Annotated in this window: 26 protein-coding genes; 11 read left to right on the forward strand and 15 right to left on the reverse strand. The window is 69.6% G+C overall.

Annotated elements, in window-relative coordinates:
• Nucleotides 1-19 precede the first annotated feature (19 nt).
• The 3 genes from GSE44_RS05495 to GSE44_RS05505 form a co-directional block, all read right to left on the reverse strand.
• Complete coding sequence (locus GSE44_RS05495) at nucleotides 20-538, reverse strand: CinA family protein (RefSeq protein WP_159347796.1); 519 nt, start codon at nucleotides 536-538, stop codon at nucleotides 20-22.
• Entirely contained in the window at nucleotides 535-846 is a 312-nt protein-coding gene (locus GSE44_RS05500) for a putative quinol monooxygenase (RefSeq protein ID WP_159347797.1), read from the reverse strand. The genes GSE44_RS05495 and GSE44_RS05500 overlap by 4 nt, the downstream gene beginning before the upstream one ends.
• Before the next feature lie 86 nt (nucleotides 847-932).
• The gene (locus GSE44_RS05505) at nucleotides 933-1,574 is read right to left on the reverse strand and encodes a histidine phosphatase family protein (protein ID WP_159347798.1); all 642 of its coding nucleotides are present in this window, start codon (nucleotides 1,572-1,574) and stop codon (nucleotides 933-935) included.
• Nucleotides 1,575-1,674: 100 nt separating this feature from the next.
• Here GSE44_RS05505 and thrC point away from each other — a divergent pair, with 100 nt between their 5' ends.
• Nucleotides 1,675-3,075: a threonine synthase gene (thrC, locus tag GSE44_RS05510; protein ID WP_159347799.1), complete on the forward strand. Its 1,401-nt coding sequence runs from the start codon at nucleotides 1,675-1,677 to the stop codon at nucleotides 3,073-3,075.
• A gap of 245 nt (nucleotides 3,076-3,320) precedes the next feature.
• Here thrC and GSE44_RS05515 read toward each other — a convergent pair whose 3' ends face one another.
• The 3 genes from GSE44_RS05515 to hemE form a co-directional block, all read right to left on the reverse strand.
• Nucleotides 3,321-4,265: a metallophosphoesterase gene (locus GSE44_RS05515; protein WP_159347800.1), complete on the reverse strand. Its 945-nt coding sequence runs from the start codon at nucleotides 4,263-4,265 to the stop codon at nucleotides 3,321-3,323.
• 130 nt (nucleotides 4,266-4,395) lie between these two features.
• Complete coding sequence (locus tag GSE44_RS05520) at nucleotides 4,396-5,898, reverse strand: tripartite tricarboxylate transporter permease (RefSeq protein ID WP_159347801.1); 1,503 nt, start codon at nucleotides 5,896-5,898, stop codon at nucleotides 4,396-4,398.
• A 509-nt stretch (nucleotides 5,899-6,407) separates the two neighbouring features.
• On the reverse strand, nucleotides 6,408-7,460 hold the full coding sequence (gene hemE / locus GSE44_RS05525; RefSeq protein ID WP_159347802.1) for a uroporphyrinogen decarboxylase: 1,053 nt from the start codon (nucleotides 7,458-7,460) through the stop codon (nucleotides 6,408-6,410).
• 354 nt (nucleotides 7,461-7,814) lie between these two features.
• On the opposite strand from hemE, the gene GSE44_RS05530 reads away from it, so the two are divergent.
• Nucleotides 7,815-8,690: a pyruvate, water dikinase regulatory protein gene (locus GSE44_RS05530; RefSeq protein WP_159347803.1), complete on the forward strand. Its 876-nt coding sequence runs from the start codon at nucleotides 7,815-7,817 to the stop codon at nucleotides 8,688-8,690.
• The gene (locus tag GSE44_RS05535) at nucleotides 8,687-9,304 is read left to right on the forward strand and encodes a Maf family nucleotide pyrophosphatase (RefSeq protein ID WP_159347804.1); all 618 of its coding nucleotides are present in this window, start codon (nucleotides 8,687-8,689) and stop codon (nucleotides 9,302-9,304) included. The genes GSE44_RS05530 and GSE44_RS05535 overlap by 4 nt, the downstream gene beginning before the upstream one ends.
• 78 nt (nucleotides 9,305-9,382) lie before the next feature.
• Here the strand turns inward: GSE44_RS05535 and secB are convergent, their stop codons facing one another.
• Nucleotides 9,383-9,892 (reverse strand): protein-export chaperone SecB, encoded by a 510-nt coding sequence (gene secB / locus GSE44_RS05540; protein WP_159347805.1) that lies wholly within the window; start codon nucleotides 9,890-9,892, stop codon nucleotides 9,383-9,385.
• A gap of 134 nt (nucleotides 9,893-10,026) precedes the next feature.
• Entirely contained in the window at nucleotides 10,027-11,187 is a 1,161-nt protein-coding gene (locus GSE44_RS05545; RefSeq protein WP_159347806.1) for an acyl-CoA dehydrogenase family protein, read from the reverse strand.
• A gap of 201 nt (nucleotides 11,188-11,388) precedes the next feature.
• On the opposite strand from GSE44_RS05545, the gene GSE44_RS05550 reads away from it, so the two are divergent.
• Complete coding sequence (locus GSE44_RS05550) at nucleotides 11,389-12,081, forward strand: winged helix-turn-helix transcriptional regulator (protein WP_201305942.1); 693 nt, start codon at nucleotides 11,389-11,391, stop codon at nucleotides 12,079-12,081.
• 44 nt (nucleotides 12,082-12,125) lie between these two features.
• Here the strand turns inward: GSE44_RS05550 and GSE44_RS05555 are convergent, their stop codons facing one another.
• Complete coding sequence (locus tag GSE44_RS05555; protein ID WP_159347807.1) at nucleotides 12,126-12,683, reverse strand: histidine phosphatase family protein; 558 nt, start codon at nucleotides 12,681-12,683, stop codon at nucleotides 12,126-12,128.
• Between the two features lie 145 nt (nucleotides 12,684-12,828).
• On the opposite strand from GSE44_RS05555, the gene GSE44_RS05560 reads away from it, so the two are divergent.
• Both GSE44_RS05560 and mltA read left to right on the forward strand, forming a co-directional pair.
• Nucleotides 12,829-13,482 carry a Tim44/TimA family putative adaptor protein gene (locus GSE44_RS05560; RefSeq protein WP_159347808.1) on the forward strand — a complete coding sequence of 218 codons (654 nt, stop codon included), beginning with the start codon at nucleotides 12,829-12,831 and terminating at the stop codon, nucleotides 13,480-13,482.
• A gap of 119 nt (nucleotides 13,483-13,601) precedes the next feature.
• The gene (gene mltA, locus GSE44_RS05565; RefSeq protein WP_159347809.1) at nucleotides 13,602-14,504 is read left to right on the forward strand and encodes a murein transglycosylase A; all 903 of its coding nucleotides are present in this window, start codon (nucleotides 13,602-13,604) and stop codon (nucleotides 14,502-14,504) included.
• A gap of 67 nt (nucleotides 14,505-14,571) precedes the next feature.
• Here mltA and rpsA read toward each other — a convergent pair whose 3' ends face one another.
• The 3 genes from rpsA to aroA all read right to left on the reverse strand — a co-directional run bounded on the left by rpsA (nucleotide 14,572) and on the right by aroA (nucleotide 18,581).
• A complete protein-coding gene (rpsA, locus tag GSE44_RS05570) occupies nucleotides 14,572-16,290 on the reverse strand; it encodes a 30S ribosomal protein S1 (RefSeq protein ID WP_159347810.1) in 1,719 nt (572 codons plus the stop codon).
• 255 nt (nucleotides 16,291-16,545) lie between these two features.
• Entirely contained in the window at nucleotides 16,546-17,181 is a 636-nt protein-coding gene (locus tag GSE44_RS05575; RefSeq protein WP_159347811.1) for a (d)CMP kinase, read from the reverse strand.
• A gap of 35 nt (nucleotides 17,182-17,216) precedes the next feature.
• On the reverse strand, nucleotides 17,217-18,581 hold the full coding sequence (gene aroA, locus GSE44_RS05580; RefSeq protein WP_408015091.1) for a 3-phosphoshikimate 1-carboxyvinyltransferase: 1,365 nt from the start codon (nucleotides 18,579-18,581) through the stop codon (nucleotides 17,217-17,219).
• Between the two features lie 128 nt (nucleotides 18,582-18,709).
• On the opposite strand from aroA, the gene GSE44_RS05585 reads away from it, so the two are divergent.
• Nucleotides 18,710-19,045 carry a TIGR02300 family protein gene (locus GSE44_RS05585; protein WP_159347812.1) on the forward strand — a complete coding sequence of 112 codons (336 nt, stop codon included), beginning with the start codon at nucleotides 18,710-18,712 and terminating at the stop codon, nucleotides 19,043-19,045.
• Between the two features lie 78 nt (nucleotides 19,046-19,123).
• Here GSE44_RS05585 and GSE44_RS05590 read toward each other — a convergent pair whose 3' ends face one another.
• A complete protein-coding gene (locus tag GSE44_RS05590) occupies nucleotides 19,124-19,645 on the reverse strand; it encodes a YdcF family protein (RefSeq protein ID WP_201305943.1) in 522 nt (173 codons plus the stop codon).
• Nucleotides 19,642-20,907, reverse strand: a complete 1,266-nt coding sequence (locus GSE44_RS05595) for a class I SAM-dependent methyltransferase (protein ID WP_159347813.1) — start codon at nucleotides 20,905-20,907, stop codon at nucleotides 19,642-19,644. The genes GSE44_RS05590 and GSE44_RS05595 overlap by 4 nt, the downstream gene beginning before the upstream one ends.
• Nucleotides 20,908-21,124: 217 nt before the next feature.
• On the opposite strand from GSE44_RS05595, the gene GSE44_RS05600 reads away from it, so the two are divergent.
• The 3 genes from GSE44_RS05600 to rlmN all read left to right on the forward strand — a co-directional run bounded on the left by GSE44_RS05600 (nucleotide 21,125) and on the right by rlmN (nucleotide 23,444).
• Complete coding sequence (locus tag GSE44_RS05600) at nucleotides 21,125-21,508, forward strand: hypothetical protein (protein WP_159347814.1); 384 nt, start codon at nucleotides 21,125-21,127, stop codon at nucleotides 21,506-21,508.
• Nucleotides 21,509-21,753: 245 nt separating this feature from the next.
• Nucleotides 21,754-22,245 (forward strand): invasion associated locus B family protein, encoded by a 492-nt coding sequence (locus GSE44_RS05605; RefSeq protein ID WP_159347815.1) that lies wholly within the window; start codon nucleotides 21,754-21,756, stop codon nucleotides 22,243-22,245.
• The gene (rlmN, locus tag GSE44_RS05610; protein ID WP_159347816.1) at nucleotides 22,242-23,444 is read left to right on the forward strand and encodes a 23S rRNA (adenine(2503)-C(2))-methyltransferase RlmN; all 1,203 of its coding nucleotides are present in this window, start codon (nucleotides 22,242-22,244) and stop codon (nucleotides 23,442-23,444) included. Before GSE44_RS05605 ends, rlmN begins: the two co-directional genes overlap by 4 nt.
• A 280-nt stretch (nucleotides 23,445-23,724) precedes the next feature.
• Here rlmN and GSE44_RS05615 read toward each other — a convergent pair whose 3' ends face one another.
• Nucleotides 23,725-25,071: an IS5 family transposase gene (locus tag GSE44_RS05615; protein WP_159347817.1), complete on the reverse strand. Its 1,347-nt coding sequence runs from the start codon at nucleotides 25,069-25,071 to the stop codon at nucleotides 23,725-23,727.
• Between the two features lie 258 nt (nucleotides 25,072-25,329).
• Here GSE44_RS05615 and GSE44_RS05620 point away from each other — a divergent pair, with 258 nt between their 5' ends.
• Nucleotides 25,330-26,601: a cation:proton antiporter domain-containing protein gene (locus GSE44_RS05620; protein ID WP_159347818.1), complete on the forward strand. Its 1,272-nt coding sequence runs from the start codon at nucleotides 25,330-25,332 to the stop codon at nucleotides 26,599-26,601.
• The last annotated feature ends 369 nt before the right edge of the window (nucleotides 26,602-26,970 follow it).

Below are 26,970 nucleotides of genomic sequence, written 5' to 3' on the forward strand. Positions count from 1 at the left end.
GAGCCGGCCCTGGCCTGCCTCAGCTGGTCAGTGCCTCCTCCAGCATCCGCAGCGCGCCGACGGCAAAGGCCTCCATATTCGCCTCCCGGTCCGCCGACCCGGTCTCCAGCGTCCGCGCCGCCTCCCCGCCCGGCGGGGCTTGGTCCTGCGCCATCCTCCAGGCCAGCCACCCGCTCACCGCAAAACATGCATGTCCGGCCGCATCGCCATAGCGGTTGCCGGAAGGCCCCGTCGCCCCGGTCTCCGCCAGCCCCCAGTCGGCGCCCAGCTTGCCCCGCGCACCGGCCGCCAGCAGCTTCGCATATCCCTCGGTGGAGGGCCGCATCCCCGCCATCATCTCGGGCGTGATCCCGAGCAGCGCCTCGCGCGCCTGGGCGGTGTAGACCACCGCCCCGCCGAGGAAATAAGCCGAGGCGCCGGGCACCGCGAGCAACCCGGAGGCGATCAGCCCCCCGGCCGAGGATTCCGCCACCGCCAGGGTCTGCCGCCGCGCGATCAGCAGCGCCGCCACCCGCGCGGCCAGCTCCCGGCTGGTCATGCCGCCGGCGCCAGCACATGGATGGTGCGGCTGGCGATCAGCTCGCGGGATGCCTTGCCATAGGCCACCATATGCGGTGCGGCGCCATGCGCCTTCAGCGCCTCGGGCGTCTCCCACTTCTCGATCACCAGGAAGGTGTCCGGGCCCACCGGCGTCTGCACCGGCCCGAAATCCGGCACATCGACCACCGGCCCGTATTCGATGCAGCCATCCTCTGCCAGCACGGCGGGCATATTGGCGCGGAAGAGCCCGAGCAGCGCCTCCCGCTGGCCGGGCTTGGCGGTGATGATGGCGACGACATGGATCATGGACTGTTCCTCAACCCGGTGTTCGGGACCCGCAGGCTAGGCCGATTGCCGCCAGTGCCGGAATGCCTCCCCGTGCAGCACCGGGATCAGCACCCGTGGAACCCCCCGCCCGGCAGCGGCGCCAGTTCCAGGATTCCCAGGACGCGGAAATCCGCGCCCGGCTCCATCACCGCAATGGCCCCTTCCGGGAGCGCCCGCCCCCCCACCGGCGTCCCGGCGATCATGATCAGCGGCGTCCGGTGCCCCACCAGCATCCGGTTCACCCCCGCCGCCACCGGCGCCGAGAGCAGCCGCCGATGGCCCGCCATCACTTCGGCCAGCCGCCCGCCCGCATAATCATCGGCTAGCAGGTCATCGGTCACCCGCACCCGCCCGGCCCCGAAGGCGATCTCCGCCGTGTCGCGCGCCCGGAACACAGGCCCCGCCAGAACCGGCTCCTCCAGCCGCACGCCCAGCTCCGCCAGCCGCCGCCCCACCGCCGCCGCCTGCTCCCGCCCGAGCGCCGAGATGTTCCGCTGCCCCGCCCGGTCTCCCACCCGGAAGCTTCGGTCGCAGGCCTCCCCCCGCGTATCGGCATGGCGCATGAACAGCACCAGCCCGCCGGCCCGCAGCCGCGCCACCAGCGCATCCCCCTCCGGCATTCCCGGCCGGGCCGCCACCAGCTCCTGCGCCAAGCCCGACCAGGCCGGCAGGAGGAGGGCAAGGGTCAGAAATGCACGCCGGATCATGCCACCATCCTGGCGCCCACCGGCGGCCCCCTTCCAATCACGAAGCCCCCATGCAGCAGCAGCCATTCCGGCCGCCGCACCTTTCCGCTAAGCCCCTGCCATGCGCTACGTCTCCACACGCGGCGAGGCCGCCCCCCGCTCCTTCGAATCCGTCCTCCTCGCCGGCCTGGCCGAGGATGGCGGCCTCTTCCTGCCGGAGACCTGGCCCATCCTCCTCCCCGAGGAATGGGACGCACTCCGCGGCCTCCCTTATCCGGACCTCGCTGCCAACATCATCGCCCGCTTCACCGGCGACTGCTTCGAGGATGGCGCCCTGCTGGCCATGTGCCGCGACGCCTATGCTGGCTTCACCACCCCGGCTGTTGCCCCGCTGATCCAGCTCGACGAACGCCGCTTCGCCCTCGAGCTGTTCCACGGCCCGACGCTGGCCTTCAAGGACTTCGCCCTCCAGCTCCTCGGCCGCATGTTCGACCATGTGCTGTCCCGGCGCGGCGAACGCATCACCATCGTCGGCGCCACTTCGGGCGACACCGGCTCCGCCGCCATCGAGGCCTGCCGTGACCGCGCGAGCGTCGACATCGTCATCCTCCACCCCGAAGGCCGCACCAGCGCGGTGCAGCGCCGGCAGATGACGACCGTCCTGTCCCCCAACGTGAAGAACATCGCCATCAAGGGCGACTTCGACACCTGCCAGGACATGGTGAAGGCCATGTTCAACGATGCACCCTTCCGCGCCGAGATGAGCCTCTCCGCCGTCAACTCCATCAACTGGGCGCGCATCGCGGCGCAGATTCCCTACTACGTCTATTCCGCCCTCGCCCTCGGCGCCCCGCAGCGCGAAATCGCCTTCGCCGTCCCCACCGGCAATTTCGGCAATGTCTTCGCCGCCTGGGCCGCCCGCCGGATGGGCCTGCCCATCTCCACCCTCATCATCGGCTCCAACCGCAACGACATCCTCGCGCGCTGGATCGGCGCCAATGACATGACGGCGCAGCCGGTCGTGCCGAGCCTGTCGCCCAGCATGGACATCCAGGTCTCCTCCAACTTCGAGCGCCTGCTCTTCGAACTCCTGCACCGGGACGGCGCGAAGACCGCCGCCACCATGCGCGCCTTCCGCGAGACCGGCGCCATGCCCATCGCGGACAGCACCTGGCGAGATGCCACGGCCCTCTTCCGCGCCAAGGCCGTGTCGGACGAGGACACCATCGCGGAGATGCGCCGCCTCCACGCGCAAGGCTACCTGGCCGACCCCCACACCGCCGCCGGCGCCGCCGCCAGCCACGCCTGCCCGCCCGACGACATGGCCACGCCCATCATCGTCGCCGCCACCGCCCATCCGGCGAAATTCCCGGACGCGGTCGAACAGGCCACCGGCACCCGCCCCGGCCTGCCGCCGCATATGGCCGACCTCTACGAGCGCGAGGAACGCTTCACGGTGCTGCCGAACGACCTCGCGGCCGTGCAGTCCGCCGTGCGGGCGCATGCGCGGCGGAATGGCTGAGTAAGGCCAGGGGCTTTGCCCCTGGACCCCACCGGGGGCCGAACGCGGCCCCCGGACCCCACGATCTGTTTTGAAGCGCGCCTGAGGTCCACGACCTCAGGCGACTGACAGGCCAGCCCGCGCGTCCCGGAGAATCTGCCTGCGGCGCCACAGCCGGCGCGCAGACCAAAAAACAGATCGCGGGGTCCGGGGTGGCCGCCGCCACCCCGGCGGAGGTCCGGAGGCAGAGCCTCCGGGGCCGTCCCTCAGGCCTTCGCCCGAAGCGCCAGCATCCGGTTCTCCTCCCGCCCGAAGCCCTGGATCTCGATCCGGTCCGCATGCACGGAGACGATCGAATAGGCCGTGGTCGTCGGCGTATCCACCATTCCCTTGAAGTTCAGGAAGTGCACGCCCTCGCGCTCGCCGTAATTGCCCGCGTGATTATGGCCGTTGAAGAAGGCCACGACATGCGGCTGCCCGGTCAGCAGCGTCACGATCCGCTCGGAATCCCACATGTTGTGCTTGTTGGCGGGGAACACCGGGTAGTGGTTCATCACGATCACCCGTTCTCCCGCCTCGCGCGCACGACGCAACGTCGCTTCCAGCCAGGCGAACTGCTCATCGCCGAGCGAGCCGTTCCAGCTCTGCGCATTCTCCGCGCCCCGGTCCTTCAGCGCCTTCAGCCGCTGCGCCGCCAGTTCCCGCCGCGCATCGCCGGCTGGCGGCGCGAAGAGACTTACGTCGTTGCCGTCCAGCATGATGAAGCGGAAGCCGCCGCCGACGAAGTCGTAATAGGCGCGCGGCATCCCCACAGTGCGCACCACGGCATGCAGCGATTCCCGTCCCACCTCGAAGTCGTGGTTGCCGAGCAGGAAGAACTTCTCGTGCTTCAGCGTGTCATAGATCGGCAGGATATGCGCGAAGCTTTCGAATTGCCGGTCGATGATGTCGCCCAGCGTCACCACGAAACGCAGGTCGGGCTGCGCGTTGAAGGTGGCGACCGCCTCCTGCATCTTCCACAGGCTGTTGGCGTAGTAGCGGCCATTCACCAGGTTCGGTGGGACCGGCGCATATTGCGGATCCGACACCAGGCCGAAGCGGAACAGCGGCTGTCCCGGCGCGGCAGGCGTCTGCGCCGCGGCGAAGCCCTGGAACTGCGCCAGCAGCGCCGCGGCGCCCGTGCCGGCAAGGATGGAACGGCGGTTCGTCATGCGGTGTCTCCCGGTCGCGATCGGGCCGGGAGACTAGGCACGCCCCATCGCACCCCGATGAAGCCTGCATGACGGAACAGAGACGTCGCGCCAACCTGGCATGCGGGGGAATCGCTCCCCCCGCACCGGTTCAGGCCGGTTCATCCGCCAGCGCCTGATCCTTCTTGCGCCGGATCGCGGGGGACAGCATCAGCGCCAGCGCCAGCGCCGCCACGCCCAGGATGGAAGCGCTGATCGGCCTCTCCAGGAAGGTCATCCAATCCCCGCGCGAGAGCAGCATCGCACGGCGCAGATGCTCCTCCATCATGGGGCCGAGCACGAAGCCCAGCAGCAGCGGCGCCGTATCCAGCTTCAACCGCGTCAGCACATAGCCGAGCAGCGAAGCCGCCCCCATGATGTAAATGTCGAAGACGCTGTTGTTCAGGCTGTAGGCGCCGATGCAGCAGAACACCAGGATCGAAGGGTACATGTACTTGTAGGGCACGCGCAGCAGTTGCACCCACAGCCCCACCATCGGCAGGTTGATGATCAGCAGCATCACATTGCCGACCCACATGGAGCAGATCAGGCCCCAGAACAGGCTGGGCTGCGCCTCCATCATGCGCGGTCCCGGCTGGATGCCCTGGATGATCAGCGCGCCCACCATCAGCGCCATGACGGCGTTGGACGGAATGCCGAGGGTGAGCAGCGGGATGAAGGCACTCTGCGCGCCCGCATTGTTGGCGCTCTCCGGCCCCGCCAGTCCCTCGATCGCGCCCTTGCCGAACATCTCCGGCCGGCGGGTGATCTTCCGCTCCAGCATGTAGGAGCCGAAGGAGGAGATCGAGGCGCCGCCGCCAGGCAGGATGCCCAGCACCGTGCCCAGCACCGTGCCCCTCACGGCGGCCGGCGCCGCGTAGCGCCATTCCTCCCGCGTCAGCCACAGCTTCCCGTGCTTGGCCACCGTGCCGCTGCGGTTCTCCGGATAGCTCAGGTTGATGATGATCTCGGAGACGCCGAATAGCCCCATCGCCAGCACGACGAAGTTGATGCCGTCCGACAGTTCGGGCACGCCGAAGGTGAAGCGCTGCTGCCCGGTCTGCACATCCGTTCCGACGAAGCCCAGCATCACGCCCAGCAGAACCATGCTCACGGCCCGGATGACATTGCCCTGCGACAGCACGCAGGAGACGATGAGGCCAAGCGCCATCAGCGAGAAATACTCCGGCGGCCCGAAGGACAGCGCCACCGAGGTCAGCGCCGGCCCCGCCGCCGCCACCACGCCGGTGGAGATGGTGCCGGCGAAGAAGGAACCGAGGGCCGCCGCCGCCAGAGCCGCCCCGGCACGGCCCTGCCGCGCCATCTGGTGCCCCTCGATCGCCGTGACGACGCCGGAGATCTCACCAGGCAGATTCAGCAGGATCGCCGTGGTCGAGCCGCCATACTGCGCGCCGTAATAGATGCCAGCGAGCATGATGATGGCCGTCACCGGGTCCTGCCCGAAGGTCAGCGGCAGCAGCAGCGAAATCGTGGCCGTGGGGCCGAGACCGGGCAGCACGCCGATGGCCGTGCCGATCAGCGCGCCGAGAAAGGCAAAAAGCAGGTTCTTCAGACTCAGCGCGACATCGAAGCCGAGCAGGAGGTTCTCCAGCATGGAGGTGAGCATCCCGGTAGCCGCGCGCGAACCGCACGCCATGCATGACGGCGCCGGCGCGGAAGCGCGGCGGTGGCAGTCTGGAAGGAAGGAGAAGGAAAGCGGCGCCTAGGCGCGCTCAGCCAAAGGACGGACTTCGATAGCCTTCGGAGGCCCGGGCACTGCCGCGCAGGGAGAAGTGCTCGAAGCCATTGCCACGCACGCCGCCCAGCGCGTGCGCGTGGTTCGCCCCCGAAAATCCAGCCGTAAATACCATCCTCGGGCGATTGCCGATTTTGCCCCAAGGGGCGGACAATTTCACGCGGCGTTTCCTGCATTCCCGGTGCCCTGGCTCAACCCTGACAAAACATGTCGCTCAGGTGAACCATTCTTCATCTCACGAATCCGTGGTCCCGGTGCAGGCACGGCGTGCCCGCGCTCTTCTGGCTGTCTCGTCCAATCGGTGCACACCCAAGGCGGGGTCCGGGGCCCGCGGCCCCGGCGGCGGTCCGGAGGCAGAGCCTCCGGCGTCACCCCCGCTTCACCTGCTCCACCAACGCCGCCACGTGCTCCGGCGGCGTATCCGGCGTAATCCCGTGCCCGAGGTTGAACACGAAGGGCCGCCCCCGCATCGCGTCCAGGATCGCCGCGGTCTCAGCCCGCATCCTCTCCCCGCCCTCGACCAGCGCCCGCGAGTCCAGGTTGCCCTGCAGCGTCACATTCCCCGGCAGCGCCCCAAGCAGGTCCACCGTCTCGTCCAGCCCCACCGCCTGCACCCCTGCACGCGCGGCATAGGCGGCAATCCCCGCCTCGCCCGCGAGCCGGGGAAAGCCGATCAGCGGGAAATCCGCCCCCAGCCGCGCCCGCAGCCTGGCGGTTAAGGTGGCCGTCGGCTCGACCACCCACCGTTCGAACCCGTCGGGCGGCAGCATTCCCGCCCAGGAGTCGAACAGCATCAGCGCCTCCGCCCCCGCCTCCGTCTGGGCGACGAGATACTCCTCCGAAGCCTCCAGCAGCACCGTGAACAGGCTCTCCAGAAGCCCAGGGTCGTCCTCAGCCATCCGCCGGGCCACCGGGAAGCCATGTCCGCCGCGGCCGTCGATCATGTAGCAGGCCACCGTCCAGGGCGCCCCCGCGAAGCCGATCAGCGCCGTTCCCTTATGGTCCCGCTCCAGCCCCGCCCGGATGCGTCCCACCGTCTCCATGATCGGCGCCGCACGCCGCGCCGCATCCCCCGGCCGCAGCGCCGCCAGCGCGGCCGCATCCCGCACCGGCTCCAGGATCGGCCCTACCCCATCATCCCCGCCCTGCCCGTAGCGCAGCGCCTGCCCCATGGCCCAGGGCAGCATCGGCAGGTCGGTGAACAGGATGGCCGCGTCCATCGGGAAGCGGCGCAGCGGCTGGAAGGTCACCTCGGCCGACAGCTCGGGGTTCAGGCACAGTTCCAGGAAGCCGCCCGCCTTCTCCTTCGTGGCGCGGTACTCGGGCAGGTACCGCCCCGCCTGGCGCATCAGCCAGATCGGCGGCGGCCAGACGGGCTCCCCGGCAAGGGCTCTCAGGAAGGGTTTATCCACGCGGTCCATCGCGCCTCTTTCACTCTAATTAGGATTCTTAAGAAAGGAGGGGTGGTAGAGGGACCCTGTGAGTCTTGTGGACGCAATCGCCGGCGCCTGTCGTCCCGAGGGTTTTCCACAGGCTGGAGCGCGCCGCGACTCGCTAATCGAAGCCGAGTCGGCGACTCGCCCCGCAGGACTCAGAGTCAGGGCGGAGGATTCCATCCAGGGTGGCGTGAGTCGTGACTCACGGCCCCCATGACTCACGCCGGGGTGATCACCACCTGATTCCATCCCCAGGACTCACCCAGGCCAATCGCGCCATACCGGCCCCATCCCCAGAACCCATCCCCACGACAGGCCCCTTGGGCTAGGCTCCCCCCGATGCCACGCACCACCAATCTCCACCTTGTCTCCGACAGCACGGGGGAAACGCTGAACTCGATGGCGCGCGCCACCCTCGCGCGCTTCGAGGACCCGCATGTCATCCAGCACCGATGGTTCCTCGTCCGCTCCCGGTTCCAGCTGGAACAGGTGCTGGAAGGCATCCAGGCGGAGCCCGGCCCGGTCCTCTTCACCCTGGCCGACAAGTCGCTCCGCCACAGCATTGAGGAATTCTGCGGGCGCCTCGGCGTCACTAGCCTCTCGGTCCTCGACCAGACGCTGGACCTGCTGCAGGCCGCCATCGGCGAGGCCGCGAAGGAGAAGCGCGCCGCCCAGCATGTGCTGGACGCCGATTATTTCCGCCGGATCGACGCCATGCACTACGTCCTGGCCCATGACGACGGGCAGGGCACCGCCGGCATCTCGGAAGCCGATGCCTGCCTCGTTGGCGTCTCCCGCAGCAGCAAGACACCCACCTGCTTCTACCTGGCCAATCGCGGCATCAAGGCCGCCAATGTCCCTATCGTCCCCGGCGCCGCCCTACCGCCCGAGCTCGACAAACCGCCCTGCCCCGTCATTGGCCTGACGATCGACGTGAACGCGCTGCTGGAAATCCGCCGCCACCGGCTGAAGCTGATCGGCCACGGCGGCGTACGCCAGGACGCGACGGATTACGTGGACCCGGATGCGGTGAAGGCCGAAATCCTCTCCGCCCGCCGCCTTTGCACCTCCCGCGGCTGGCCGGTGATCGACGTCACCCGCCGCAGCATCGAGGAAACCGCCGCCACCGTGCTCCAGCTCATGGAAGCCTGGCACGCCCGCTCGGCCCCGCCCGGAACGCCCCACGGCGCCAACCAGGGCCCGCCGGCACGATGAGCGCCCTGCAAACCTCCGACCCGCCCCTCATCCTCGCCAGCGCCTCAACCGCCCGCCGCGCCGTGCTGGAAGCCGCCGGCCTGCGCTTCGAGGCCATCGCCGCCGCCGTTGACGAAGCCGCCATCAAGGAAAGCGCGCGCGCCGAGGGCTACCCCGCCGCCGATGCCGCGATGATGCTCGCCGAGGCCAAGGCCCGCCGCATCGCCGCCCGCCGGCCGGAAGCGCTGGTGATCGGCTGCGACCAGATGCTGGTGCTAGAGGACCGCTGGTTCGATAAGCCGGAAAGCATCGAGGACGCGCGCCGCCACCTGGAGGCGCTGCGCGGAAAGACCCACCAGCTGGTCACCGCCGTGCTGTGCTGGCGGGGCGGCCAGCGCATCTGGCAGCATGTCGCCACCCCGCGACTGACCATGCGTCCGGTCTCAGACGCCTTCCTCGACGCCTATCTCGCGCTGGAGGGAGAGCAGGTGACGACAACCGTCGGCGCCTACCGCCTGGAAGGCCCCGGCATCCACCTCTTCGACAAGGTCGAGGGCGAGCAGGCCGCCATCCTGGGCCTGCCCCTGCTCCCCCTCCTGGGCTTCCTCCGCCAGCACGGAACCCTGCTCCGCTGAACAGACGGGAGGTCCAGGAACCTCAGGTTCCTGGCGAAAGGGGTCTGGGGAAGGCAGAGCCTTCCCCAGTGGCAACCCTCAGGACAGCATCGTCCCCTCAGGCGCCCCGCCCTGCCCCCGCCGGGACTGCCACAGCGCCACGAAGTCGATCGGCGTCAGCGCCACCGGCATGAAGCCGCCGTCGCGCGTCACGTCGGAAAGAATGTTGCGTGCGAAGGGGAAGAGCAGCCGTGGGCACTCGACCAGCAGCACAGGCTCGAGCACGTCCGGCTGCACATTGACCGTGAAGATGCCCGAATAGGCCAGCTCCACGATGAAGGCCGTCACATTCTCGGTGGTCTTGGCCTCGCAGCGGATCTGCAGCGTCACCTCGAAGACATTGCCGCCCTGCTGCAGCGCGCGCGCCTGGACATCCAGCGCCACGTCGATCCGCGGCTGCTCGCGCATGGAGGTGTAGATCTCGGGGGCCCCCGGGACTTCGAAGGAAAGGTCCTTCACATATTGCAAGTTCACCACGAGCGGACCCGGGGGCTGGCCGTTCGGGGCACCATTCGGCGGCATGTTGGCGGGCGGCGGCAAGTCGGACATGGGTTCTTGGGCCTTGGATCGCGGTTGGCGCGGCGGGGTAGCACGCACCGGGGCGGGATGTCAGGCGGGTTGGCCGCCGAACCCCGTCCCCGGATACCCGCCCCTGTGCAACGCCCGCCCTGCCAAAGCGCTGTTCAGAAAATCCGCGACACCGGAAGCCCCAGCGCCATCGCACCGGCATAGCGCGACTGCGGCCCGGCCTGGAGCGGATGGAAGCGCGCGCCCTGGACATCGCGAAACAGGCGCTCCAGCCCATGCTTCCGCTGGAAGGCACCCCCCCCGGCCAGCTCCATCGCCAGCTCCACCGCCCGGATCGCATGCTCCGCCACCAGCGAGCGACCCATCATGACGTCATTCACGCTCTCCTCGGAGGGGGCGTTGCGCTCCGCCGCCTGCAGCATCCAGCCATGGGCCAGCCGGGCCGCCCTCAGCGCCGTCTCCATCTGCCCGGCCAGGCTGAGCAGGTCGTCGTTGGCCCGCCGGGGCCGCGCGAGCCCGAGCGCCACCTCCCGCGCCCGTTCCGCCACGCCGAGATAGACGGCATAGATCAGCGGGAAGGCCGTGGTGGCGATGATCTGGAACACCGGATGCCACTCGCCCGCCTTGCGCCGGAAGGCCACCTGGCCGTCGGCCACGAACAGCCCGTCGAGCACGATGTCGTTGGACCCCGTGCCCCGCATGCCCAGCGCCCGCCAGTTGTCCTCGATGCGGATCTCCGGGGCGCCCATGGGCGCCCCGAAATGGATCACGCTGTCGCCGTCCTCCTCGTGCAGGACCGCGCCGGTCATCAGCACGTCACCCGCCAGCGAGCCGGAGGAGAAGCACTTGCGGCCGAAGACGCGGTAGCCGCCCTCCACCCGCCGCGCCTCCCCCGAGCCGCCGATCCAGTCCGAGCCGCCGCTGGACAGCAGGATGATCCGCTCCTTCGCAACGCGGCGCAGCAGCGCCTCGGCCGGCTGGGCATTCTGGTGGCGCCAGCGCCAGGCCGGCACCGCCACCTGATGCGTGTGCATCGAAAAGGCCAGCGCCGTGGAGCCGCATCCATGCGCCAGCACGCGAAGCATCCCCGCCAGCTCGCGGATTCCGGCCCCGCCGCCGCCCATCTCCTCGGGAACGCCGGCCTCGACCAGCCCCGCCTCCTTCAGCAGCGCGTAGTTGTCCCCGACGAAGCGGTCGCGCTCGTCGAACTCCGCCGCGCGCTCCGCCAGATGCGGAACGAGGCGCCTTGCCCGCTCCTCGATCGTGCCGGCGGCGGAACCCAGCACCCCAATCTCGGCCGTGGCTGCGACACTCATGACGCTGATCTCCCTCGTTTCTCGGGTGTCCGGAGATGGTCAAGGAAAACCTGCCGCGTACGCTAGTATAGGAACTGTACCGGGGCGGCATTGTACTCGGCCGGAACTGTACCATGGCGCGGCCGGACTGCCCTAGAATGGAGCGCGGCGAATGAGACGCGGGAGCGGGGAACCGCCCCGGCCCGGTCACCGGAGGGCTCCATGGAAGGCCAAGCCAGCTACGGCCAGTTCTGCCCGGTCGCGATGGCATCCGAGATCCTCTGCTCGCGATGGACCATCCTTCTGGTCCGGGAGCTTCTCACCGGCAGCACCCGCTTCAACGACCTGCGCCGCGGCGTGCCGCGCATGTCCCCCGCCCTCCTGTCCAAGCGGCTGAAGGAGCTGGAGCATGCCGGCGTGGTCGAAGCGCGCCCGAATGACCGCGGCGTGGTGGAATACCGCCTCTCGCCGGCGGGGAAGGACCTGCGCGGCATCGTCCTCGGCATGGGGTATTGGGGCCAGCGCTGGGTGGATTCACAGCTTTCGCTGAAGAATCTCGATCCCTCGCTGCTCATGTGGGACATGCGGCGCAACCTGGACCCCAGGCCGCTCCCGCCGAAGCGCTGCACGATTCATTTTCAGTACCCCGAACTTCCGGAAAGCCGGCGCAACTGGTGGCTGGTGGTGGACCAGGGCGTGGTGGACCTCTGCGGCTTCGATCCCGGCTTCGAGGTCGACCTGTTCGTCACCGGCTCCCTGCGGAGCATGACCACCATCTGGATGGGCCTCTCCACTGTCGGGCGGGAGGTCGAGGCGGGCCGCCTCGAATTGCTGGGCGATCCGCGGATCGCGCGGGCCATGCAGCAATGGCTCGGCCTCAGCCCCTTCGCGGAGAAGCCGCAGCCGGTGTCGTGACCAATGGCATGACGGCCGCCGCCCGGGAGGAATCCCGGGCCCGGTCAGCCGTGATGCCAGCAAACGCTCTCCGGCCCGTCCTCGGTCGGGTCGATCCGCACCCATTGCCCGTTCATCAGCGACTGGCCGGTCATCGCCAGGATGAAGCCCCAGTGGCAGACCACCACCGTATGTGCCCAGTCCGGCCGCTCCCGCATCTCGTGGCGGAACAGCTTCGCACGGGACAGCACGGAATCGCCCGGCTCCTCCTGCTCGGGCCACCAGATGGCGTCCAGATGCGCGAAGTCATGCTCCGGCCAGGCCTCCGCCAGCGCATCGCGCGGGGAGCCGACATCGCAGGCGAAGGCGAATCGTTCCCGCACCAGCGGCTGCACATGCACGGGAAGCCCCAGGCGCCGGGCCAGGGGGGCGGCGGTCTGCAGGGCGCGGGTATAGGGGCTGGCCAGGATGCGGCGCACATCTTCCCGCTCCAGCGCCTCGGCCGCGGCCTCAGCCTGCTCATGGCCCAGCGGGGTGAGCTTCGGATCCTCGATCCCGGGGTCCTTCCGGGTAACGGTGAAGTGCAGGTTGAACTCGCTCTGGCCGTGTCGCAGCAGGATCATGGGCAGTTTCTCCGGTCCGAGCGCGCAGGTTCTGAGTTCGCATGTCTGGGCGTGCAGGTAGCGGTCGCATAGCGGTCACACAATGGATGAGCCTGTTGCGGCGGAGCCACCTCGCGCCTAACTGTTATGTCATGAGGAGAATATGATGCAGGGCGGCGGCTTCCCGATTGATCTGATCCTGTTCGGGATGGTGGCAGCCTTCCTGGTGCTGCGCCTGCGCAGCGTGCTGGGACGCCGCACGGGCTTCGAACGCCCGCCGGCGGAGCGCGCCCCCGTCCCCACCGCGCCTACCGGTGCCGAGCCGATTGTGGCGCCGGCCCAGCCGCTGCGCGGCGTACCCGATGCGCGCGGCCCGGTGGGCCAGGCCCTGGCCCGCATCCGCGCCGCCGACCCGAGCTTCGACCCCGCCGGCTTCCTGGCCGGGGCCGAGGGCGCCTTCCGCATGATCGTGGAAGGCTTCGCTGCCGGAAATCGCCAGCTCCTGCGGGACCTCCTGTCGGAAGAGACCTATGCCGGCTTCGAGGGCGCGATCACCGAGCGCGAGAAGAAGGGCGAGGTGCAGCGCACCGAAATCCGCGAAATCCGCGACGCCTCGATCGACGGCGCCGACCTGCGCGGCACCATCGCCGAGGTGACGGTCCGCTTCGTCTCCGACCAGGTGAACCTGACCACGGACGCCACCGGCAAGCCCGTGGCCGGCGCCGATGCCGTGACCGAACTGACCGACATCTGGACCTTCCAGCGCGACGTGCGGAACTCCGACCCGACCTGGAAGCTCGTCGGCACCCGCTCCGCTTGAGCCGTCCCACCAAGGGCGCCGACCCCGGGTCCCCAGCCAGGGCCTGGAGCCGGCGCCTTCCTCTGCTTGCCCTGCTGTCGCTCTCCGCATGCGGAATCCCCGGCTGGGACCGCGACCGCATGTCGAAAGCCATCCCAGCCTTCCAGGCCGGCTGCGCCGCCATGGCCGATCCCGGCCCCCTCTCCGCCGCCTGCGCCGCCGCCACGCGCCTGCCCGCCGGAGACGAGCGCGCCGCCCGCGCCTTCATCACCACCCATTTTGAGCCCGTCCCCGCCGGGGAAGGGCTGATCACCGGCTATTACGAACCGGTCCTGCGGATATCCGCCACCCCCGCCCCCGGCTTCGCCGCCCCCCTCCTGGCCGCCGCCCCCGGCGCCCCGGACCTCGACCGCGCGGGAATCGAGGCCGCCGTCGCGCGCGGCGAATGGCCCGGCGAAATCCTGGCATGGGCCGATCCGGTCGATGCTTTCTTCCTGCAGATCCAGGGCTCCGGCCGCGGCGTCTATCCCGATGGAAGCACCCGCCGCCTCGGCTATGCTGGCAAGAACCAGCACCCCTATATCCCCGTCGGGCGCCTCCTGATCGAACGCGGCGCCATGGCGCGGGAAGATGTCTCCATGCAGTCCATCCGCACCTGGCTGCACGAGGCCCCGCCTGGCGAGGCGCGATCCCTGATGAACGCCAACCCCTCCTGGGTCTTTTTCCGCTGGCGCGACGACCTGCCCCCCGAAGGCGGCCCGGCCGGCACCCTCGGCGCCCCCCTCACCCCCGGCCGCTCCGTCGCGGTGGACCGCACCCACACGCCCCTCGGCTCCCCTGTCTGGATCGCCACCCGCCACCCGCTGACTGGAAAAAGGCTCGAACGCCTGGTCATCGCCGGCGACACCGGCGGCGCCATCCGCGGCCCGGCGCGAGCGGACCTGTTCTGGGGCTGGGGCGACGAAGCCGGCATTGCCGCCGGGAAGATGCGCGAAACTGGCCGCATCTGGGTCCTGCGCCCCAGGGAAACCCGCACCCCCTAACGAAAAAGGGCCGCCCCTCGCGGGACGACCCTCCTTCTGTCCGGTCGGGGCAAAAGCCCCGGCCCGATCACTCGTCGGAAGCGAGGTTCCGGCGGCGGATGGCCGCGCCGAGGATGTCGCCGAGCGAGGCACCGCTGTCGGTGGTGCCGAACTCCTTAACAGCCTCGCGCTCCTCCTCGATCTCCTTGCCCTTGATGGTCAGGGCCAGGCGGCGGGCAGCGCGATCCACGGCCGTCACCTTCGCATCGACCTTCTCGCCAATGGCGAACTTGTCGGGGCGCTGGTCGCCACGGTCGCGCGCAAGCTCGGCGCGGCGGATGAAGCCCGTGAGGACCTCGTCGACCTTCACCTCGATGCCGTTGGCCTCGACCTTGGTCACGATGCAGGTGACCACGTCGCCCTTGCGCACCTTGTCCAGCACCTCGGCGGCCGGATCGGCCTCGAGCTGCTTGATGCCAAGCGAGATGCGCTCCTTCTCGATGTCGATATCAAGGACCTTGGCCTTAACCATGTCGCCCTTGTTGTAGTTCGCCATCGCCTGCTCGGGGGTAAGGTCCCAGGACAGGTCGGACATGTGGACCATGCCGTCGATCTCCGGGGCCAGGCCGACGAACAGCCCGAACTCGGTGATGTTGCGGATCTCGCCTTCGACGATGGTGCCCGGCGGGTTGGCGTCCATGAACACCTCCCACGGGTTGCCCTGCGCCTGCTTGAGGCCCAGCGAGATGCGGCGCTTCGGCTCGTCCACATCGAGGATGACCACCTCCACTTCCTGCGAAGTGGCGACGATCTTGCCCGGATGGACGTTCTTCTTCGTCCAGGACATCTCGGACACGTGCACGAGGCCCTCGACGCCCGGCTCCAGCTCCACGAAGGCGCCGTAGTCGGTGATGTTCGTCACGCGGCCCGAGAACTTGCCCTGCACCGGGTACTTGGCGGCCACGCCCTCCCACGGATCGGACATCAGCTGCTTCATGCCAAGGCTGATGCGCTGCGTCTCCGAGTTGAAGCGGATCACCTGCACCTTCACCGGCTGGCCGATGGTCAGGGCCTCGCTCGGGTGGTTGATGCGGCGCCACGCGATGTCGGTGACATGCAGCAGGCCATCCACGCCACCCAGGTCCACGAAGGCGCCGTAGTCGGTGATGTTCTTCACCACGCCGTCGAGCACCATGCCTTCCTTGAGGCCCTGGATCAGCTCGGAACGCTGCTCCGCACGGGTCTCCTCGAGCACAGCGCGGCGCGACACCACGATGTTCCCGCGGGCGCGGTCCATCTTGAGGATCTGGAAGGGCTGCGGCGAACCCATCAGCGGGCCAACGTCGCGCACGGGGCGGATATCGACCTGGGAACCGGGAAGGAAGGCCACGGCGCCGCCAAGGTCGACGGTGAAGCCGCCCTTCACGCGCCCGAAGATCACGCCATTCACGCGCACCTGCGCCTGGAACTGCTTCTCGAGGCTCGTCCAGGCCTCCTCGCGCCGCGCCTTCTCGCGCGACAGGACGATCGAGCCGTCACGGTCCTCATAACGCTCGACAAAGAGCTCGATGAGGTCGCCCGGCTTCACCTCAGCCTTCTGGCCGGGGGCAGCGAATTCGCGCAGGGGCACGCGCCCCTCGCTCTTGAGGCCGACATCGACGACAGCGACGTCGTCATCAATGCGGATCACCTTGCCCGTGACGACGGAGCCCGCGAAGCCGGTATCGGCCCCGAGCGTCTCGTCGAGCATGGAGGCGAAGTCCTCGCCGCCGGCACCCGGCCGGTCGAGGGTGGTGGCAGATGCCATGTAGCGATGTGTTCCTGGATGGCGGCGCCAAGCGCTCGCCGGGGTCCTGCGCCCCGTCCCGTCTGGCCACCGCTTTGGGTCGGCCGGGATGACACGTCTTGCCCGAATGCCGGGCCGGTTGGGAATACGCCCGAACTCCCAGGATGGGAAAACGAGCACGCGCCGGGGGCACGAGGCACCCGGCTGCCATTACCCTTTACCGCGTTTGAAGGCTGGAATGCAAGGAAATCCCGCGCAGAGGCCTTGCCCCTGCTTTCACCCGGCCAGCCGCCCCTGCACCATCACCCAGGCTTCCTGGAACGCCCCCTCGGCATCCAGAGCGGTCGTATCCAGCACCACCGCATCCTTGGCCGCCCCCATCGGCGCCACGTCCCGCGCCGCGTCCCGCGCATCCCGCACTGCCATCTCGGCCGCCACCTCGGACAGCGGCACCGCCTCGCCCCGCCCCTGCCGCTCCAGCCAGCGCCGATGCGCCCGCGCCTCCGCCGAGGCCGTCACGAACAGCTTCACCCGCGCCTCGGGGCAGACCACCGTGCCGATGTCGCGCCCATCCATCACCGCCCCGTTCCGCGCGGCGAAGCTGCGCTGGAACTCCAGCAGCGCCGCCCGCACCGCCGGCTGGGCGGCCACCTGGCTCGCGCCCTGGTCCACATCCGGCCCGCGAAGGTCACCCCGCTGCAGGTCCTCGGGCTCCAGCCCCCGAGCCGCCGCCTCGGCCGCTGCCGGATCGGTGGGCATTCCGCCCGAAAGCAGCACCCGCCGCGCCACCGCCCGGTAGAGGAGCCCCGTATCCAGGTAAGGCAGCCCCAGCTCCGCCGCGAGCCGCCGCGCCAGCGTCCCCTTGCCCGCCGCGGCCGGCCCGTCCACCGCGATCACCACAGGCGCCGTCATCCCTTCCGGAGATGCCCCGTCCGGCACCGTCCCGCTCAAGCCGCCGCCGGCACGATGGCCGCCCCGCCCGCGATCCGGTTCATCATCGGGACGAAGCCGGGGAAGGAGGTCTCGATGAAGGCGGCATCATCCACCTCCACCGGCTTCTCGGACGCCATGCCCATCACCAGCGCCGACATGGCCAGCCGATGATCCATATGCGTCTCCACCACCCCGCCACCCGGCGCCGCCGCCCCGGTGCCGGTGACGAAAAGGTCGTCCCCCTCCACCACCGCCTGCACGCCATTCACGGAAAGCAGCGCCAGCGTCGCCGCCAGCCGGTCGCTCTCCTTCACCCGCAGCTCCGCCAACCCCCGCAGCCGCGTCGTCCCGCGCGCAAAGGCGGCAGCGACCGCCAGCACCGGATACTCATCGATCATCGAGGGCGCCCGCTCCGCGGGAACATCCACCGCCCGCAACTCGGAGAACTCGGCGGTCAGGTCCCCCACCTTCTCCCCGCCCTCGACCCGCTCGTTCGAAACGGTGAGCCGCGCGCCCATTTCCAGCAGCGTCCCGAACAGCCCGGCGCGGAGCGGATTCAGCCCCACCCCCTCCACCGTCACGGAAGACCCCGGCACCAGCAGCGCCGCCACCAGCGGAAAGGCCGCCGAGGACGGATCGGCCGGCACCACCACCGGCGCGGCCCGCAGCTCCGGCTGCCCGTCCAGCTCGATCACCCGGCGGTTCCCATCCGCCTGCACCCGCACCGTCGCCCCGAAATGCCGCAGCATGTTCTCGGTGTGGTCGCGCGTCGCCTCGCGCTCCACCACCCGCGTCGTGCCCCGCGCGCAAAGCCCGGCCAGCAGCACGGCCGACTTCACCTGCGCGGACGGCACCGGCACCTCGTAATCCAGCGGCAGCGGATCGGTCGCACCCTCCACCGCCAGCGGCAGCCGCCCGCCCGAGCGCCCCGTGAACCGCGCGCCCGAAGCCGAAAGCGGATCCGTCACCCGCTTCATCGGCCGCTTCCGCAGGGACGCATCCCCCGTCAGCACGGCAAATACCGGATGCCCGGCCAGCAGCCCGCAGATCAGCCGCGCGGCGGTGCCCGAATTGCCCATGTCCAGCACATCGGCCGGCTCCACCAGCCCGCCCACGCCGCGTCCGGCCACGCGCCAATGCCCCTCGCCCACCCGCTCCACCTCGGCGCCCAGCGCGCGCATGGCGGCGGCGGTGCGGAGCACGTCCTCCCCCTCCAGCAGCCCGGTGATCTCGGTGGTGCCCACGGCCAGCGCGCCGAACATCAGCGCCCGGTGGGAGACGGACTTGTCGCCGGGAACCGTGAGGCGCCCCTGCAGCCCCTTCCGGGGGGCCGAGGCCCGCATCGGGCCCCCTGCCGTATGCGTGAGTTGGTCTGGCATCGGCGGCACTTACTGACTGGGGACGATGACCCGGGCGTTTGACACGCCCCGGCCCCCATGGCAATCCGCGCCGCCCTTCCGAACACCCCCGGTCTGCCGCCCCGGCGGACCCATCCGAGGCTTCCCTGATGGCCCTTGCCGAACTCGGCCTCAAGCGGACCTGCGTCGCCTGCGGTGCCCGCTTCTACGACCTGACCAAGAATCCCGCCGTCTGCCCCAAGTGCAGCACGGAACAGCCGGCCGAACAGCCCCGCGCCCGCCGCGTCGCCGCCGCCCTGCCGGAGGAGAAGCCCCGCAAGCGCGTCGCCGCCGTGGAAGGGGTGGATGCCGACGAGGTGGAGGCCGAGGTCGACGACGCGGATGCCGAAGTGGCGGATGACGCGGACGACCTGGACGACGCGGACGAGGACCTGGCCGAGGAAATCGGCGTCGACAGCCCGGACCGCGACGAAGAGGAGCGCTGAGGCGCTGACACCCCGGGAGGCTTTGCCTCCCGAACCCTCCGCCGGGGGCCGCACGCGGCCCCCGGACTCCACGACCGGTTAGTGGCCGCGTAGGCGGTGCCAGGCGGCCAGGGCGGCGTCATAGGGCAGCGCAGGCAGCTCGCGCAGGCGCCAGCGCCATTCGCTGAAGCCGGGGCCGGCCCGCGCGGCCTGGCCGGGCGCCACGCGCAGGCCCATCAGCCGCAGCAGCACCGCACAGCGCCGCAAGTGGTAGCCGGACGAAACCGGATGCACCGGCCCCTCCCAGCCCCGCAGCAGCGCCGCGACGGCCCGGGCGGAGGACAGCGTATCCGTTCCCGTCGGCTCCTCCATGATGCGCGCCGGGTCGATTCCCCAGTCCCGCAGCAGCTTCGCCATCACGGCGGATTCCGCGGCCCCATGCAGCCCCTCCCCACCAGTCGGCACGAACAGCGCCTCGCCGCCCAGCCGCTCGCCAAGCTCCACCGCCGCCGCCACGCGCCGCCGCATCGTCTCGCTCGGCCGCCCATCGGGCCGCACCGCCGCCCCGAAGATCACGATGGCGGGCCGCGCCCCGGCGCCGGAACCATGCGGGGCGTTCACGCCGGTCGGGGCCCCGGGGATGGCGCGGCCAGCAGCAGCCGGTTCATCGGCTCCATTGCCCCCCGCAGCGCCGCCATGTCGCGCGCCACCTGCGCGGGGGAAGCACCCCCCGCTTCCACCGCCCGCGCCACTTCGGCCAGGCTCCGCTTGCCGTCGATCCGTGACAGGATCGCCCCCGCCAGCGGCGGCACCGGCAGCATCACCCGCAGCCCGTCGAAGGTCACCGGCAGGGCGCCGCCCCGAATGCCCTTGGCCCAGCTCGCGCTATCCCCGCTCCGCAGCACCGGCACGGCGGAACGGTCCTCCCAGTCCGGCTTCACCTCCGGGTCCTCCCCCCGCGCCAGATAGGCGATGTGGATGCCCATATTCCCCGCCAGCGCCTCCGCCAGCGCCGCCCGCTCGATCATGCCCATCGCGGCGGTCCGCGCCCGCAGCCTCGGGTCCGGCAGCAGCGGATCGGGGTCGTAGCGCACCGGCTCCACCAGACAGGCGATCCGCATCCCCGCCCCCCGCACCAGCGCATCCAGCTGCGGCACGGTAAAGGACACGTCGCGCGGGTTCAGCAGCAGGTCATAAAGCCCGCTATCCCCTCCGCCCTGCGGCAGCGGCAGATGGTCCGTGATCCAGGGGTTCTTCCGCAGCCAGGCCGTCTCCGGCAGATGCCGCATCACCCGCTTGGCGATGTCCACCCGCGCCGCCGGCGCCTCGGCCGCCGGCGCGATCATGCGCAGCGCGTCCTGCAGCATGTACACGCCCGTCCGCCCATGCGGCGCATAGACCATGATCCCCATGCCGCCGCCCGGCGCCACCACCCGGCCCAGGTTCCGCAGCCCTGTCGCCGGGTCGGGCAGATGGTGCAGAACCCCGCAGCAATCGACGTAGTCGAACAGCCCCAGCTCCGGCAGCTCCATGATGGAGCCCTCGACGAAGCGGATATTCGTCAGCCCCCGCGCCGCCGCCCGCGCCTCCGCGACCTTCCGCGCGGCGCCGGACCGGTCCAGCCACACCACCTCCCCCGCCCGTCCGGCCCAGGCCATCTGCTGCGCCAGCATGATTGCCCCATCCCCGGTCCCGCCCCCGGCCACCAGCGCCCGCAGCGGCTGCGAAGCCGGCCGCCGCGCCCCGAAGATCCAGTGGTCCACCTCCAGCAGATGCGACGGGCTGCCGATGATCAGCCGCTTCGCCTCGTCCCGCGGGTCGCGGGCGGGATAGGGAAGCGCCTCGTACTGGGCGGCGAGTTGGGCGTCGGTCGCGTCCTGCATGGGCCCCGGAATAAGGCCGCGCGTGCGCGGTGCCAAATAGGTGCCAGATACCGGGCGGCGGGCCGTTGGGCGGGTGAAGCGGATTTCCCCCGGCCCAGCGGCGGCAGGGGCTGCAACCGCAATCACTCCCGCGGGGCCCCGCCCCCGCCGCCGTCGCTGCCCCGTCGGGAACATCTTCGGCCGCACGGCCGCCGGTGATCATCCATGAAGCGGCTCGATGACCTGGACTTCCGATTATTCCTATCTCGACGCAGCCCGCTGCTGCTCTAAGGAGCCCATGGACTACAATTCGAAGCCTGGAACCAAAGTGACCTTCACGGGAGGATCGGACGACGACCTTCCATCAATGGCGGCACGCACGGTCCTGACGGCCGGGCAGACCTACACCGTCGATTGGATCGAGATCGGCAGCCGCGAATGCGCGGTTTTCCTCGTCGAGCATCCACGCCTCCCGTTCAACACGCTGTTCTTCGAGCCGGCCGACGAGGATTCTGACTGGCCCGAATACGAGGCGCGGGCCAATGAGCCGTCATGCGAGGTCGTTCTCGTCGACTTCCGGCAGATGACCCTGCCTTTCGCCAAACCCCGCACAGCTGAATAATGGAACCGCCACGGCCTTCGGTTCCCCATGGGAAGACCTCCGAAGCCGTGCCTGGCCGGCAACGCCGCACCTGACCGCCTCTCCCCCGCGGAAGAACAGCCCCGCCAGGCGCCGGAAGCACCCCACCCGGACCCCTCGGACTCCCGCCCCGACACACCCCGCAGGCGAGCGCCCATGAAGATGACCACCCGACATGCGGCACTTGCGGTTGAACCGGGGGAGTAAGGAGGACTATCTGCGGGGCCATGACCCGCATCGCCCCTGTCCTCGCGGCCCTGCTGCTGGCTGCAACCCCGGCCCTTGCCCAGCGCAACGCCGCCCCGAACGGCCCCCAGCGCCTCGGCGCCTTCGGGGACTGGACCGCCGCCACCCACCAGGAAGGGGCCAACAAGGTCTGCTACGCCTTCACCCGCATGGAAGGCCGCCAGAACGCCCTCCTCACCGTCACCCACCGCCCCCAGGGCCGTGACCAGGTGGCCCTCCGCATCGGCCGCCCCTTCCCCCGCAACGCCGAGGTGAAGGTCGATGTCGGCAACAACGACCTCGACTTCTACACCGCCGGCGACAACGCCTTCGCCCGGGACGGCCGCGCCACCGTCGCCGCCTTCCGCAGCGGCCGCGAAGCCGTCGCGAAAAGCCCCGCCCCCAACAACCGCAGCACAACCGAGACCTTCTCCCTCTCCGGCTTCACCGCCGCCTACGAGGCGATCTCGAAAGAGTGTCCCCCACGCCGATGACCGTCCGGACCCCCCTCCCCCTCGCGCCGGCTGACGCCCTCACCGAGGCCGAACGCACCCGCATCCTCGCCAAGTCCGCCATCTTCGCCCCCCCGGCCCAGACGGACGAGCAAGGCCGCCAGGACCTTGTCGGCCTCTCGCGTGAGGAACTGACGGAAGCAGTGGTCGGGATCGGGGAAAAAGCCTTCCGCGCCAAGCAGATCTGGCACTGGATCTACCACCAGGGCGCCCGCGACTTCGCCCAGATGTCCAGCATCGCCAAGCCCATGCAGGCCAAGCTCGCCGAACGCTTCACCATCTCCCGCCCGGAGGTGACGACCGAGCAAACCAGCACCGACGGCACCCGCAAATGGCTCTTCCGCATGCGCGACAAGCAGCAGGTGGAAACCGTCTACATCCCGGATGACGACCGCGGCGCCGTCTGCATCTCAACCCAGGTCGGCTGCACCCTCTCCTGCCGCTTCTGCCACACCGGCACCCAGAAACTCGTCCGCAACCTCTCGGCGGGCGAAATCGTCGGCCAGTTCATGGCCGCCCGCGACAGCTACGGCGAATGGCCCAGCCCGCAATCCGAAACCCGCATGCTCTCCAACATCGTCGTCATGGGCATGGGCGAACCCCTCTATAACTACGAGGCCACCGCCACCGCCCTGAAGATCGCCATGGACCATGAGGGCATCGGCCTCTCCCGCCGCCGCATCACCCTCAGCACGAGCGGCGTCGTCCCCATGATGGACCGCGCGGGCGCCGAACTCGGCGTCAACCTCGCCGTCTCCCTCCACGCGGTCACCGACGAACTGCGGGACGAAATCGTCCCCCTCAACCGCAAATACCCCATCAAGGAACTGATGGCCGCCTGCCACCGCTACCCGGGCGCCACCAACGCACGCCGCATCACCTTCGAATACGTCATGCTGGACGGCATCAACGACAGCGAAGCCGAGGCCCGCGAACTCGTCCGCCTCCTCCACGGCCTCCCCGCCAAAGTGAACCTGATCCCCTTCAACCCCTGGCCGGGCTCACCCTACGCCACCTCCAAACGCGCCCAGATCGAGCGCTTCGCCACCATCCTGAACGACGCCGGCTACTCCAGCCCGGTCCGCCGCCCCCGTGGCAAGGACATCATGGCCGCCTGCGGCCAGCTCAAGACCGAAAGCGAACGGGCGAAGAAAGCCCCCGCTCCCGCCACCGCCGCCTGAACAAAAAAAGCCGGGGGAAGTATCCCCCGGCCCTCTTCTATCCCGCTCCACCTTCCAGCCAAGCATCGCCAATAACGCGCCCGCGCGAAATCACCGCGCAAGTAACGCGTGCTATGACCAGCGGTCACTCCACCGCGGCTTTAATCCACGCGATGAACGCAACCAGTAGGCGAGGTCCCGCAGGAAACATGAGAACGCCATCATTTTCGGCGCCGCTCCTCCAGCATCGGTCTTTGAGGGCCACTTGATTCCTCTACTTAGTCGGCCTTGAATAACCCCATCAGGCTGCGTGGGCGGTAATCTGGTCGCGTTCCGCCCGATCGATCGCCTGGATGAGGCTGGCGATGAGAGCGGCCAAGAGAGCCCTGAGGTGGGCGAGGATCTTGCGGATGTTGTGCCCGCAGCCGCAGAGCACGGCGTAGAGGGCGTCGCCGAGGGTGCCCCTGAGGGCGCAGCGGGCGAGGCGTCCGTCGGTCTTCATGTGGCCGATCTCGGGTTCGATGGCGCTGCGGCGCCGGAGCAGTCTTGTCAGCCTCGGCGTCAGGCCACGCCGTGTGCCGCTGATGAGCACCCTGGTGCCCTGCACCCCATGGCCGCGGTAGCCGCGATCGACCACGGCCAGGCTGGGGAGTTGCCCGGTCAGGGTTTCGACCTGCTGGAGGGTGTCGGGAAGGGTGTGCCCGTCATAGGGATTGCCGGGCATGGAGCGCATGCCGACGACAAAGCCGCCGGCGAGCGTGGTGGCGATGCTGACCTTGGTCCCGAACTCATAGCGGATGCGGGCCTTGCCCTTGGAGATGCAATCCACCTCCGGCTCGTGCAGGGCGTAGATCTTGTTCGGGGCTTTCGGCGTCTGCCGCAGCAGGCGGGTGACGAGGGCCATGCGCTGCTCGATCCGTGTCCGCAGCCGCTCGTCAGGGACGGCGCCGATCTTGCGGCCGATGTCGCGCAGGACGCGCCCCGTGTAGCCCTTTAGCGTGCGCAGCACCTTGCGCATGCGTCGGAACTGCCGGGCATGGGCATGCCGCCCCGCCCGGGCGGCCAGGCGCGGGGCCAAGCGGTTGTAGTTCTGCCGCAAGGTGATCCCGGCCCTGCCGGCCAGCGCCACCAGGGAGCGGCGCGCCTTCTCGTAGAGCCTGCTGTCGGTCAGGTGGGCGATGGCCTTCTCCATCACCGTGGTGTCCACCGCGATCTCGGCCAGGCTACGTTCCGATAGGGCGCCTGAGGCCCGCCCTGCCTCGATGGTCTTGGTCAGCAGCCACTCCACGCCCTCCTCACCGATGCGACCGCGCCAGCGGCTGAGCGAGGACGGATGGATGGGTGCGCGGTGCTGGAAGAAGACCTCGCCGGTGAAGTGCTGGAAATAGGGGTTCTCCACCCAGCGGGCGAGCACCGCCTCGTCGGAGAGGCCGTAGGCGTGCTGCAGGTACATCAGCCCCGCTACCAGACGCGGATCTGTGGCCGGTCGTCCCTCCTGGGCGGGGAAGAAGCCGGCCCATTCCCGCTCGAACCAGCCCCAGTCCATCAAAGCGGCGAGCCGAACCAACTCATGCCGCCCATCGATCATGTCGACCAAGCGTGGGCGTAGCAGGTCGTCCTGCTCAGCCGGGCGGGAACGGTGCTTCATGGCCGGCAGAATCGCAGGATTTGCCGCCCGTTCCAACCAAACCCTGCAATTCCAGCATCCCAAATCCTGAGCTTTCCTGCCCCGGATCAACAGGTTGCTGGTTGTTCAAGGCCGACTACTTAAGACACACCCGGAATGACTTCACCCGCATAAATCAATGCCAATCTGACAAGCGCGTGGGCGCTCCCTCCACACCAACACCCCACCCAACCCCTAAACCCCTCCCCCGTTCCCCACCGGCGAGAACGAGGAACCACCTTGGCCGAAACCCGCTTCGTCGCCCTCACCATCGTCGCCGTCGCCCTCCTCCTCGCCGCGGCACGCCTCACCCGCATCCCCCCCTCCATCCTCTGGTTCGCGGGCGGCCTTGCCTCCATCCTCCTCCCCGGACCCGTCCCGCCCCTCCGCGTGGACCCCCTCATCGTCCTCGGCCTCATCCTCCCGCCCCTCCTCTACGCGGGCGTCACCAACCTCCCCCCATCCCTCCTCCAGCGCGCCGCCTGGCGCGGCGTCGGCCTCGGCGCCCTCTGGACCCTCGGCCTCACCACCGCCTGCGGCTACGGCGCCGCCCTCCTCCTCCCGGGCCTGGACCCCGTCGCCTGCATGGCCATCGGCGTCGCCGCCGCCATCGCCGAACCCCGCGTCCTCACCGAATCCGGCCTCGACAAACGCCTCCCCCCCACACTCACCGAAGCCATGTCCGCCCAACTCGCCAGCGCGCCCCTCATCGGCGTCTCCCTGTCGATCTTCACGGCAAAATCCGTCGGCGGCCCCTTCCCCGGCTTCACAGCCATCTCCGCCACCCTCGCCTACGACACCATCGTCGGCGGCGCCGTTGGCATCGCCCTCGGCTACGCCATGGCCGCCCTCCGCCGCCGGCTGGACGCCCCGCAGGCTGAAACCGCCCTCTCCCTCGCCACCCCCTTCGCCGCCGCCGCCCTCGGCGAAGCCATCGGCGCCTCCCCCATCGGCCCCCTCATCGGCGCCGGCCTCGTCATCGCCTGGTGCCACGCAAAGGACGAGAAATCGGGCCTCTGCATCGCCTCCCCCGAATCCCGCCAACTCACCAGGGATCTCTGGCGCAGCCTGGACGCCATCCTGACCGGCGCCCTCTTCTTCCTCATGGGCCGCGCCCTGCCCGAAGCCCTGGAAGGCGCCAAATCCCTCCCCTGGCCCCTGCTCGCATCCACGGCCCTGGCCCTGATGGCCCTCTGCTGGGCCGTCCAGTTCACCCTCTCCTGGGCCGCCCTGGCCCACCCCGCCTCACCTCCCATCCCCCGCGCGGACGGCGGCCGTGTCCCCCCCTGGCAAGGCGCAGCCCTGATGGCCGGCGGCGCCGGCCGCAGCGTCGTCGCCCTCGCCGTCGCCCTCGCCGTCCCCGCCACCACACCGGGTGGCGAACCCTACCTGGCGCGGGACGCGGTGGTGGCCGTGGTGGCGCTGATGGTGGTGGCCTCGGCGGCGCTGCAATGGGTGGGGGTGCCGGGGCTGGTGCGGTGGGTCAGACCGGGCACTGAGGAGCGACTGTAGAGAACGTGGCCCGCGGGAGGCGCCGCCTCCCGCACCCTCCGCCGGGGACTTTTGGTCCCCGGACCCCTCAAGGGCTTAAGTCGTTATCCAGAAACCTATACTTATATGCCGTTCCAATTCGTCGGCTCTTCTACCGTATCCCGGCCTTCATAGCGGCATTCATTAGCTAAGTTGGTTGATATCGGCCTGCGACTTCGAGAACCTCTTAAGTCCAAGCGTCTCCACTAATCCGAGGTGGGTACGGAATTGAATGGCTTTGTCATCGAACCTTGTTCTTCTCTCTTTGTGTCTCCACACAAAGCCTGCCCCGCCTTGCGTACCACCGGGCTTATAGTAACCGATAATCGAAAATTGAAATAAATGCGAAAG

This window comes from Muricoccus harenae, from assembly GCF_009848505.1.
GTDB classification, from domain to species: domain Bacteria; phylum Pseudomonadota; class Alphaproteobacteria; order Acetobacterales; family Acetobacteraceae; genus Roseomonas; species Roseomonas harenae.

Bases quoted from the DNA above. Each gene is read 5' to 3' on its own strand.
- rpsA (WP_159347810.1), bottom strand. From the start codon at position 16,290: ATGGCATCTGCCACCACCCTCGACCGGCCGGGTGCCGGCGGCGAGGAC.
- GSE44_RS05560 (WP_159347808.1), top strand. From the start codon at position 12,829: ATGCAGGGCGGCGGCTTCCCGATTGATCTGATCCTGTTCGGGATGGTG.
- GSE44_RS05600 (WP_159347814.1), top strand. From the start codon at position 21,125: ATGACCTGGACTTCCGATTATTCCTATCTCGACGCAGCCCGCTGCTGC.
- GSE44_RS05500 (WP_159347797.1), bottom strand. From the start codon at position 846: ATGATCCATGTCGTCGCCATCATCACCGCCAAGCCCGGCCAGCGGGAG.
- GSE44_RS05585 (WP_159347812.1), top strand. From the start codon at position 18,710: ATGGCCCTTGCCGAACTCGGCCTCAAGCGGACCTGCGTCGCCTGCGGT.
- thrC (WP_159347799.1), top strand. From the start codon at position 1,675: ATGCGCTACGTCTCCACACGCGGCGAGGCCGCCCCCCGCTCCTTCGAA.
- mltA (WP_159347809.1), top strand. From the start codon at position 13,602: ATGTCGAAAGCCATCCCAGCCTTCCAGGCCGGCTGCGCCGCCATGGCC.
- GSE44_RS05520 (WP_159347801.1), bottom strand. From the start codon at position 5,898: ATGCTGGAGAACCTCCTGCTCGGCTTCGATGTCGCGCTGAGTCTGAAG.
- GSE44_RS05615 (WP_159347817.1), bottom strand. From the start codon at position 25,071: ATGAAGCACCGTTCCCGCCCGGCTGAGCAGGACGACCTGCTACGCCCA.
- rlmN (WP_159347816.1), top strand. From the start codon at position 22,242: ATGACCGTCCGGACCCCCCTCCCCCTCGCGCCGGCTGACGCCCTCACC.
- GSE44_RS05595 (WP_159347813.1), bottom strand. From the start codon at position 20,907: ATGCAGGACGCGACCGACGCCCAACTCGCCGCCCAGTACGAGGCGCTT.
- secB (WP_159347805.1), bottom strand. From the start codon at position 9,892: ATGTCCGACTTGCCGCCGCCCGCCAACATGCCGCCGAATGGTGCCCCG.
- aroA (WP_408015091.1), bottom strand. From the start codon at position 18,581: ATGCCAGACCAACTCACGCATACGGCAGGGGGCCCGATGCGGGCCTCG.
- GSE44_RS05545 (WP_159347806.1), bottom strand. From the start codon at position 11,187: ATGAGTGTCGCAGCCACGGCCGAGATTGGGGTGCTGGGTTCCGCCGCC.
- GSE44_RS05605 (WP_159347815.1), top strand. From the start codon at position 21,754: ATGACCCGCATCGCCCCTGTCCTCGCGGCCCTGCTGCTGGCTGCAACC.
- GSE44_RS05515 (WP_159347800.1), bottom strand. From the start codon at position 4,265: ATGACGAACCGCCGTTCCATCCTTGCCGGCACGGGCGCCGCGGCGCTG.
- GSE44_RS05505 (WP_159347798.1), bottom strand. From the start codon at position 1,574: ATGATCCGGCGTGCATTTCTGACCCTTGCCCTCCTCCTGCCGGCCTGG.
- GSE44_RS05530 (WP_159347803.1), top strand. From the start codon at position 7,815: ATGCCACGCACCACCAATCTCCACCTTGTCTCCGACAGCACGGGGGAA.
- GSE44_RS05555 (WP_159347807.1), bottom strand. From the start codon at position 12,683: ATGATCCTGCTGCGACACGGCCAGAGCGAGTTCAACCTGCACTTCACC.
- GSE44_RS05575 (WP_159347811.1), bottom strand. From the start codon at position 17,181: ATGACGGCGCCTGTGGTGATCGCGGTGGACGGGCCGGCCGCGGCGGGC.
- GSE44_RS05550 (WP_201305942.1), top strand. From the start codon at position 11,389: ATGGAAGGCCAAGCCAGCTACGGCCAGTTCTGCCCGGTCGCGATGGCA.
- GSE44_RS05535 (WP_159347804.1), top strand. From the start codon at position 8,687: ATGAGCGCCCTGCAAACCTCCGACCCGCCCCTCATCCTCGCCAGCGCC.
- GSE44_RS05495 (WP_159347796.1), bottom strand. From the start codon at position 538: ATGACCAGCCGGGAGCTGGCCGCGCGGGTGGCGGCGCTGCTGATCGCG.
- hemE (WP_159347802.1), bottom strand. From the start codon at position 7,460: ATGGACCGCGTGGATAAACCCTTCCTGAGAGCCCTTGCCGGGGAGCCC.